Below are 9,240 nucleotides of genomic sequence, written 5' to 3'. Positions count from 1 at the left end.
GCGTTCAGCTCGCCCAAGGCGGCGATGATGTCCCCGCCGCACTTGACGGTTGCGCGCATGAGACGCGATGCCAGGGCGATACCCTCTTCATGGCGTTCCAGGTCGCCGGCACGGACCAGAATCAGATCGTCGGCGTCACGGCGGGTGATGCGGACAGCGCCTTTCTCGGTCCGGGCCGCGACATCGCGGGGATGACGGAGAAGCTCGGTGAACGTCTCGGTGCTCATGCGAACATCATAGCCGACATCAGATGTTTATCAAGTGTGGTGGACCACCGCCCTGGGCACGGCGTGTAACTCTCGATCTCATGGCGGTCAGGGATGTAAAACCAGGCGAGAGCGAATGGACAAGCGGCCGCGGATTGGTGTGTGCCACGTCGCGAATCCGGCAACGAGGACGCTGGTGTCTGGTGCGATCACCACCCCACGCGGTCGAGCGTTTCGTGGACGATCGCGTCGGTCAACGGGGGCAGCGGCTGATCGGGCTGGGCGACGAGAACGGACCCTTCGCGCACGAGCTCGACGTCGGTTGGCGCCGGTTCGATCCCGATGCGGCCGTCACGTTCGCACCAGCCGCCTGACCGTGAGCATAATTTTTCGGACGCCAGCGCGACGCGCTCGAAATGTTCGGTGACGGTCGAAGTAATTAAGGGGGGCGGCAATACGAGATGCGATTTGCGGGAAATGCGGAAGCGTCTTGACGGCCCACACCACTACACTGTCGGGTAAGCCTTTTGCAGGGAGGAGTTCCGCATGGGACTTCTGCGGTGTGTGATGTTTGTTGCGCTGATCGCGGTTGCGGGCGTTTTCGGCGTGAACATCCGTGCCGACGCCGACCCGTGGGGACCCCCGCCGAACTGCATCGTCGTGCAGATACCTGACGGTGTCGGTTGTCCCGAAGTCCCTGGCGACTGCCTCACCGACCCAGGTGAGCCGGAGTGTTACCCGGTGGCCGGTTACGACCCCGGCATTAAATGCGCGTTCATTATGTGGGTGACCTGGACGCCGTGTCAGTTGTGGGGCGGTCCCTGGTCCGTCGCTGCGGTACGGCCCCGATGAGCCCTGAGTGCAAACTGCCAGGCGAGTACGTGTGGTGGCAAAATGATCCCACCCGCAGAGTATGGAGCTGCCCATGATCGATGCGCTGTTATTGAGCACCATCATTCCACTCAGCACCAACGGTCCCAACGGACCGGCCACCTGTGACGACGGCAGCGGGTACTACGACCCGATCCACCAGATCTGTCAACCCAACATGCCCGCGGACCCCCAAGAGGGGTACGGACGATTTTGTGACGGGAATAGTTACTACGATCCACTGCACGGGGTCTGTGCACCGAACGCGCCTCCGTATGCGCCACCGTTTTACCCCAACTATTGATGTGCCGGCGGCCCGCGCCAATTAGTCCTTCGGGCAACAGCCGACGTCGGAGAGCCGGTCCAGCTGTTCGAGGAATTCGTGGGCGCTGCGGTAGGCGCTCGCCGTCGACGGATTTTGGCATGGCATCTTGCGGAGCACCGACGCCGCCGTCCCGAGCCGCACCAGGACATCGCCGACGTCGGCTTCCGGAATGCCCACCATGGCGCCGCGATAGGTACTCACGATGCATTGGATCGCCTTCGGCAACCGCTTGGCATCCGGGGTGATGCCGTCGGCCAGCAGATAGGGCAGCTTCCAGGTATGCGTGTCGTTCGCGGCTCCGACATAGGCGAAGCACTGCATGGCGAGCTTGTACTGCGGGTGCAGCTCACCGGCGGCGCCGAGATCCACACCAGAATCGACGTCGCCGCTGCAATGGGACAGCGTCCCAAGGCCAACCGGCAGATTCGGGCGGAGCCGGTAGATGCCGTGAACCGACAACCACCACAGATCATCGGGGGCTGCGTCGGTATCAAGCTGCAGCCAGACCCGAGGGCGCAGCCCGCCACCGACGACGTCGGCTGCGTACAGCATGATCGAGTCACTCACCGCCACAGCCTTGACACGCTGATCGTCGGCATAGCGACGGGCCTGCGCCAACGCGGCCTCGATCGCCGACTGGTGCCCGGTCAACGAGCCGGGCCGTTTCACCTCCAGGACAAGGTACTTTAGCCCCAGTCGGGTCAACACGACGTCGGCCCGTTCCACCTGCGGCCGGACATTTTCTAACGGCCAGTCCAGGACGGTGGTGAAAAGGTTCTCCAGAATGTTCTCGGCGATCTTCTCGACGGGTTGTCCGCCCCCGCCTTGTTGCAGACGTCTCCGGCGCTCGGCGGCGAACGCCGGCCACGCCGTCTGTATACGTTCGGCGCACTTGCGGTAGGCGGCCAGTCTGCTGACCGAATTACCATCCGCTGCAGCCCTTACAGTTTCGACCCCGTCTGGCTCCGGCATGCGTCGAGGGTATGCAGACCGCGGCCGCCAGTATGGTGTTTTGGCAAAGCAAATGCAGCACGTCAGCCCGACGCCGACTCAAAGCGACCGCGCCTTATCACGGTGCGCTGCCGTCACTTGGCGCTACCTTGTACCTTATGGCCGAACGAAACCGCCGCTTCCTGCTTCGCCAACGCCCCACCCGACGCATCAACGCGGACACCTTCGAGCTCAGCGAGGAGGCGGTGCCCCAGATCGGTGACGGCGAGGCGCTGGTGCGCGTCGACTGGATCTCGCTGGACCCGACCAACCGCATGTGGCTCAGCGCCACGCCGACTTACCTGCCGCCGGTCGGCATCGGTGAGGTCATGCGCGGGCTCGGCCTTGGCGAGGTCGTCGTGTCCAACAGCCCGGATTATCAGGTCGGCCAGATCGTGCAGGGCTTGGTCGGCTGGCAGGAATACGCGGTCGCCTCGCCGGCGGCGCCGTTGATGTCGGTCGACGTCGCCGAGGGTGTCTCACCGAGCGCCTATCTCGGCGCGCTCGGCATGACCGGTCTCACCGCATGGATCGGGGTCCGTGACATCGGCAAGCCGCAGCCGGGGGAGACGGTCGTGGTCTCGGCCGCGGCCGGCGCGGTCGGCTCGGTCGCGGGCCAGCTCGCCAAGGCCTCCGGGGCGCACGTCGTCGGGATCGCCGGCGGCCCCGACAAGTGCGCGCTGGTCACCGAACGGCTCGGCTTCGACGCGGCCGTCGACCACCGCGCCGACGACTGGGTCGATCAGCTTGCCGCGGCCACGCCCAACGGTATCGACGTCGACTTTGAAAACGTGGGCGGCGAGATCATGGACGCCATCTTCGCGCGCATCAATATCGGTGCGCGGGTGGCGCTGTGCGGGCTGATCTCCGGCTACAACGCGGCCGACCCACCGCCGGGGCCCCGCGCGTTCGGCAACCTGCTCGTCCAGCGTGCGACGCTGCAAGGCTTCATCGTCCTCGACCATTTCGGGCGCGCGGCCGACGCGATCATCGAGATCACCGGCCTGATCGCCGAGGGCAAACTCACCCCGCTCGAGACCGTCGTCGAGGGCTTCGAGCAGCTGCCGACGGCGATCAACATGCTCTTCGACGGCACCAACGTCGGCAAGCTCGTCGTCAAGGTATCCCGCTAGAGAGCTGGCCGGCGTTCGCGAGTCTCGATGCGACACAATGGATCGCATCCTACCCGCCCGCACAGATGTGCGTCCGCCAGGGGCACCCAGTTACTTGCCCTCAGCCGTCTGGACACCTCAACGCGCCGCGACGCCGTCGAGGTCCTCGAGCACTTGGTCCACGTTCGAGACATCCACGCGAATACCGAGTTTGGCGGTCTTCTGTGTGTGAACGGCCCGCCGGCGGCGTGGGGGAGGAGGCCTTGTCGGATGAGGTGGTTGACCGCTTCGCTGGTGCTGATACGGCGGCCGCGGCGCAACTGTTCCACCGCCTTCGCGGTGTCGCCGTCCAAGTCGACAGTCGTGCGCATGCGGCGATCGTAGCTGGCTTTCCGCACTTCTCGAACCGGTTTTGGCTGCCCCCGCTGCAAGGGTAAAGTTCAGCATCTAGCCCACCTACCAGGACCGTGCCACCGCGCGTTTGGGGAGGCTTCACCCAGAAATGCGTTGTTACCGCAGCATCAAACTGTACGGCTGGGTGGGTAGGTTGCGGGTGCGGCGCGGTAGTCGGGTGGGTGGGTTGGGCGCGACTGTGGTGGCGTTTTCGGTGTTCGGGATGACGCTGCTGGCCGCCGCACCCGCGCGAGGCGACCTGGTTGACGGCGTGATCGACGAGGTGCTGGCACCGCTGATGGATGCGGCGACGAGCGGTGTTGCTGGGGATGCGGTGCTGCCTCCCACCGTGTGGGATGCCTTCCTTGATCCTGCGCATTGGGACGCGGTGTTGGCCGATCTCGGTGCTCTGGGCGGTGGTGGTGATCACGCGGCGTTGTTACCTGCAGGATCGGATCCGTCTGATGTGACGGCGTGGCTCCAGCAGTTCGTCTATGCTCCGATTTATAGCGGTGTCGAGCGCTGGATTCATAGTGACCTAGGCCAGCAGGTCGACGGCTTCATCAACCAGCCCTTCATGTTGGTGACCGGGCGCCCGCTGATTGGTGACGGGGCTGACGGTACCGCGTTGCACCCCAATGGTTTTGACGGCGGGTGGCTGTTCGGCGACGGTGGCGACGGCTGGAACAGCACCTACCCGGGCATTGGGGGTGGCGACGGTGGTGCCGCCGGGATGCTCGGTAATGGGGGTGCCGGAGGCGACGGTGGTTCCGGCACCGCCGGTGGTGCCGGCGGTGCCGGCGGTTGGTTGATGGGCATCGGTGGTGCCGGTGGCAACGGCGGCCAGGGCGGCGGCGGTGGCGGTGACGGCGGTAGCGGCACCGGGTTATTCGGCAGCGGTGGAGACGGCGGGGCTGCCGGCAACGGCGACAACAGCGGTGGATTGCCTGCCCTGGGCGGGGCCGGCGGCAACGGCGGTTTGTTCGGCAGCCATGGCATGGTCGGCGACTACGGCACTCTGGGTGGCAAGGGGTTGGGTGCGGCACCGTCACCGCAGATCACGACCACCGACGGCGGATTGGCGCTGCCTATCTCGACCACGGGCACCTGGCTCACCGACAGCGACGGACGGGTCATCATCCTGCATGGATTCGACGAGGTGTACAAGATCCCGCCGTTTGAGCCGGCGGCCGGTGGGTTTGGCGCCAACGATGCGCAGTTCTTGGCCGACAACGGCTTTAACGCGGTGCGGCTGGGCGTCATCTGGGCCGGTGTGGAGCCCGAGCCCGGGGTGATCAACTACGCCTACCTCGCGTCGATCGACAAGACCGTGCAAACGCTGGCCGACCACGGCATCGTCACCGTGCTCGACTTCCACCAAGACTCGTACAGCAGCGTGTTCGCGGGCGAAGGTGCACCCACGTGGGCAACCCAAACCGGCGGATTGCCCAACCCCGATTTCGGGTTCCCGGCCAACTACGCTCTTAATCCCGCCGAGAACCACGCCTGGGATGCGTTCTGGTCCAATGCCGAAGCACCCGGCGGCGTCGGGCTGGAGAATAGTTACGCGCAGATGCTCGAACATGTCGCCAACTACTTCAAAGACAACCCCGACGTAGTCGGCTACGAGATCATGAACGAACCGTGGCCGGGCTCCCAGGCGTTGCCCACCGTGTTCGGCAGCTCGTCCTTCGACGCCCAGCAGTTGACCCCCTTCTACGACCAGGCGGCGTCAGCCATTCGAGCCGTCGACCCGAACACACCGGTGCTGTTCGAACCGAACACCCTGTTCAACGAAGGGCTACCCACTCATGTGGGCACGGTGGACCAGCCGCACGCCGTCTTCGCGTTCCACGACTACTGCACTCCGCCGCTGAACAGCGCGGACATCTGTCCGCTGTGGAACGACTTGATCATGGGCAACGTCTCGGCGTATGTGCAGCCGCGCGATATCCCGGCATTGATCACCGAGTTCGGGTCCGGGAACGGCAACACGGCCATCGCCGATACCATGAACGCCGCCAACCAGCACCAGTACGGCTGGCTGCAGTGGGCCTACAACGGCGAACCCAGCATTACCGGCACATCACCGGGGAATGCGCTCGTTGTAGACCCCGATAAGCCGCTGACTGGCGACAATGTCGACATCGCCAGACTTGAGGTGTCGGCCGCACCCTACCCGCAGGCGATTGCCGGCACCCCCAATTCCTGGTCGTTCCACGACGGCACATTCCAACTCAGCTACTCCACCGAAAGGGTTGACGGCGACGGCAGCTTCCCGGCCGGCAGCCAGACCACCATCTCGGTCCCGAATATCGAGTACCCGAACGGCTACCAGGTAAGCGTCACCGGCGGACACGTGGTCTCGGTCGCGGACGCTCGCATTCTGGTCGTCGCTTCAGACAACGGCGCGGGCACCGTCGACGTCACCGTCAGCCCGGCTGCAGTCGGTGCGTCAGCAGCGGGATAACGGTCACGGGGCCACCCACCCTGCGTCGGCCGCACCACTTCGCCGGCGCGGGCCTGATCGCCGTTCCACCGGCTGCGCCGCCGACACCCGACATGCAGGTTTCTGCGATACGGCTCACCAGCGTTGACACCGCCGACTCCCCGCTCGGTGACGGCACGGCCCTGTTCATGGGCCCCAGCACGCTGCCGATTCCTCCTCAGCCCTACCTCGATGTGTTCGATCGCCTGTTTTTGCAGCCGCGCGGCTTCACCGGCACCCCGGAATCGCTGTTCACGCCGGAGGGAACGTATCCGATCAGTGGCGTCAAAAGCCTGCCGATTGACGTCTCACAGACGCAGGGGCAAGAGATCTTGGACAAGACCATCCTGCAACAGATCGCCAGTGGGCACATCGACGCCGCCAATCCCGTGGTGGTTTTCGGCTGGTCGCAAAGCTCCACCATCTCCTCGCTGACCATGTCCCAACTCGCCAGCCAGGGTGTGCCCAGCGACGACGTGCATTTCGTGCTGATCGGCGACCCCAACAATCCCGACGGGGGCATGTATGACCGTTTCTACGGACTAGGCCACACGGCCCCGTCGTTTCCCAGCATGGGCTTGACGTTCGGCGGTGGCCCGACACCCGATCACCTGTATCCGACTGACGTCTACACGAACGAGTACGACATGTCCGGCGACTTTCCGCGCTACCCGCTCGATTTCCTGGCCGATGAGAATGCCACCTTCGGCCTCATCCAACACATCCTGTATCCGGCGCTAACGCCCGAGCAGATTGCTTCGGCTATCCAATTGACGACGAAAGCGGCCGACACCATGACTAACTTCTACATGATCCCGGCCCAGACGCTGCCGCTGCTGGCCCCGCTGCAGTTTCTTCCGGTGATCGGGCAGCCGCTCTACGACCTGCTGGAACCCGACCTGCGGATCCTGGTGAACCTGGGCTACGGCAACATCGACCACGGCTGGGACCCGGGTCCGGCGAATGTGCCTACCCCGTTCGCGCTGTTCCCCACCGACCTCAACTGGGGCGATGTCCTCGCCGCGTTGGGCAACGGTCTGAAGAAGGGAGTCGCCGATGCGATCGCACAACTGCAGAACCCGGCCAACTACCAAATATCGTCGATCTTGCACAACCCGCTGTTGACGGGGATGGTGGATGTGGTGCACGCGTTCGGCTTTACCGACGCCACCGACATCTCGCAGGTAATGAATCTGCCGGCGCTGCTGGAGCTTGGCCGCACCGGGATAGGTGAGGCAACAGGCTTTCCCACCTCGGACGTATCGCTGTTCTCGTCGTCGCCCACCGAGATCCTCAACGACCTCACCGCCACCATCTCGGCCGACTACGCAACTCTGCTTCCGGTTGCCGACGGGATCAATGCGATGTTGACCAGCGCGCCGGCCTACGCCTTCAGTGTCTTCGAGCATCAGCTCGAGGTAGGTAACCTCTTTGACGCGGTCACCTATCCGCTCCTCGCCGAGTCGATGTTGGCCCCGAGTGGCCCCTTCCTCGCCGCATGGTCAGCCGTGATGGCCCTCGACGGTACGGGGGTCAACCTCGCCGATCTGTTCGGCCTCGGTGGTGACGCAACCCCGTAAACCACCGCACGGGAACATGGCTGGCCACCAGTGGATGTCGTGGCTGAGGCCGGTAATCAGCGTTAGGCTGTTGTATGGCAGCAAAAACCAAAATTCGTATAGCACGAATTTACGACGAGCCCAATCCCGACGATGGTGAGCGAATTTGCGTGGACCGAGTGTGGCCGCGCGGATTTCGCAAAGACGATCCGCGGGTGGGCCGGTGGTTCAAGGACGCCGCGCCGTCGCGAGATCTCCGCAGTTGGTACAGCCACAAACCGGAACGTTTCGACGAATTCGTCGCTCGCTACGAAGACGAGTTGCGCACCCCGGAGGGCAGCGCTGCGTTCGAAGAACTGCGCGAGCTGACTCGGGGCAAGACAGTGACACTGGTGACCGCCACCCGGGACCTGGACGGGAGCCAGGCCGCGGTGCTGGCGAAGTTGCTGACGAAGCCGAAGTTGCTGACGAAGCACTGAGCGGCTGCCGCTGCTGCCGGGCCGTAGAGCCGCCGGCGAGATCATCGCCGACTAAGGAGAACTCGCGGTTGTCAGCAGCATTCCGATCGGGATGCTCAACACCAGCACCGCGACGAACAGGCGGTACGCATAGAGCGGCCAGCCGCTGCGGGCGTCGTGGCGGACCCCGCGCAGAAACAACACCAAGGTCACCAGCAGCACCGTCGAACCCGCGTCGAACACGATGACATGATCGGCGACGATGCCGATCAGCACCGCGATGTTGGCTGCATTGAACGCCACCGCTGTTAGCGTGACCACGCGTTGGGTGGGCGGCGTCGAAGCTAGCAGCGCCTGGCCAGCGCCGAGAATGATTTGGCTGACACCCAGCACGAGAACGAGGTAGGCGACCGCCCAGACGCCGTGCCGGGTGGGCGCGGGTGCGGCGATGCCCGCAGCAAGTAACCCGCCGGCGATCACACTGACCGCACCGGGCACCGCGAACGGCCCGAAGACGGCCCGACGATGCCACAGCCGAAGCGCCGCCGGCGATGCCTGTCCGGCGTCGGGTTCGGCTGCTCGAGCGTGACCGACAAGCTCACTCACTGGCGGGTGGTCGATGCTGCGGTAATTCGGTCATGTGCGTTCCTCCAAGCTCTCCAAGCCCTCCAAGCCCGTCCACGCCCGACTTTACCGAGGTAATCGATAAGATCGACGGGTGCGTCTTACTCCCCGTTCCCGGCTGCCACGGGAAATCTGGGTGCTGATCTCGGCGAACGCCATGATCGCGCTCGGCTACGGGGTGGTGTCGCCGGTGCTGCCGGCCTACGCGCGCAACT

At 64.7% G+C, this 9,240-nt stretch carries 8 protein-coding genes and 1 pseudogene; 5 read left to right on the top strand and 4 right to left on the bottom strand.

The genetic code is table 11. The features are described 5' to 3' along the window. Together AC2VOP_RS00335 and AC2VOP_RS00330 are read right to left on the bottom strand one after the other, a co-directional pair. A partial coding sequence (locus AC2VOP_RS00335) for a hypothetical protein (protein ID WP_486959114.1) occupies positions 1–227 on the bottom strand: 227 nt, incomplete at its 3' end. Positions 228–415: 188 nt separating this feature from the next. Then, positions 416–565: pseudogene (locus AC2VOP_RS00330) on the bottom strand (AbrB/MazE/SpoVT family DNA-binding domain-containing protein); the annotation flags it as partial. A gap of 566 nt (positions 566–1,131) precedes the next feature. On the opposite strand from AC2VOP_RS00330, the gene AC2VOP_RS00325 reads away from it, so the two are divergent. Then, positions 1,132–1,380, top strand: coding sequence for a hypothetical protein (locus tag AC2VOP_RS00325; RefSeq protein WP_486959113.1), 249 nt, complete (start codon positions 1,132–1,134; stop codon positions 1,378–1,380). Between the two features lie 21 nt (positions 1,381–1,401). Here AC2VOP_RS00325 and AC2VOP_RS00320 read toward each other — a convergent pair whose 3' ends face one another. Next, complete coding sequence (locus AC2VOP_RS00320; RefSeq protein ID WP_486959112.1) at positions 1,402–2,373, bottom strand: hypothetical protein; 972 nt, start codon at positions 2,371–2,373, stop codon at positions 1,402–1,404. A 137-nt stretch (positions 2,374–2,510) separates the two neighbouring features. Between AC2VOP_RS00320 and AC2VOP_RS00315 the strand changes: the two genes are divergently transcribed. The 4 genes from AC2VOP_RS00315 to AC2VOP_RS00300 all read left to right on the top strand — a co-directional run bounded on the left by AC2VOP_RS00315 (position 2,511) and on the right by AC2VOP_RS00300 (position 8,422). Further along, the gene (locus AC2VOP_RS00315; protein WP_486959111.1) at positions 2,511–3,524 is read left to right on the top strand and encodes an NADP-dependent oxidoreductase; all 1,014 of its coding nucleotides are present in this window, start codon (positions 2,511–2,513) and stop codon (positions 3,522–3,524) included. A 517-nt stretch (positions 3,525–4,041) separates the two neighbouring features. After that, positions 4,042–6,366 carry a cellulase family glycosylhydrolase gene (locus tag AC2VOP_RS00310; protein ID WP_486959110.1) on the top strand — a complete coding sequence of 775 codons (2,325 nt, stop codon included), beginning with the start codon at positions 4,042–4,044 and terminating at the stop codon, positions 6,364–6,366. A gap of 92 nt (positions 6,367–6,458) precedes the next feature. Beyond that, positions 6,459–7,964 carry a PE-PPE domain-containing protein gene (locus tag AC2VOP_RS00305; RefSeq protein ID WP_486959109.1) on the top strand — a complete coding sequence of 502 codons (1,506 nt, stop codon included), beginning with the start codon at positions 6,459–6,461 and terminating at the stop codon, positions 7,962–7,964. Positions 7,965–8,038: 74 nt separating this feature from the next. Next, the gene (locus AC2VOP_RS00300) at positions 8,039–8,422 is read left to right on the top strand and encodes a DUF488 domain-containing protein (RefSeq protein ID WP_486959108.1); all 384 of its coding nucleotides are present in this window, start codon (positions 8,039–8,041) and stop codon (positions 8,420–8,422) included. A 51-nt stretch (positions 8,423–8,473) separates the two neighbouring features. Here AC2VOP_RS00300 and AC2VOP_RS00295 read toward each other — a convergent pair whose 3' ends face one another. Continuing rightward, entirely contained in the window at positions 8,474–9,007 is a 534-nt protein-coding gene (locus AC2VOP_RS00295) for a hypothetical protein (RefSeq protein ID WP_486959107.1), read from the bottom strand. Positions 9,008–9,240 lie beyond the last annotated feature (233 nt).

The sequence above is a fragment of the Mycobacterium sp. TH-M106 genome (assembly GCF_057473765.1).
This window is presented reverse-complemented; position numbering and strand designations above follow the sequence as displayed.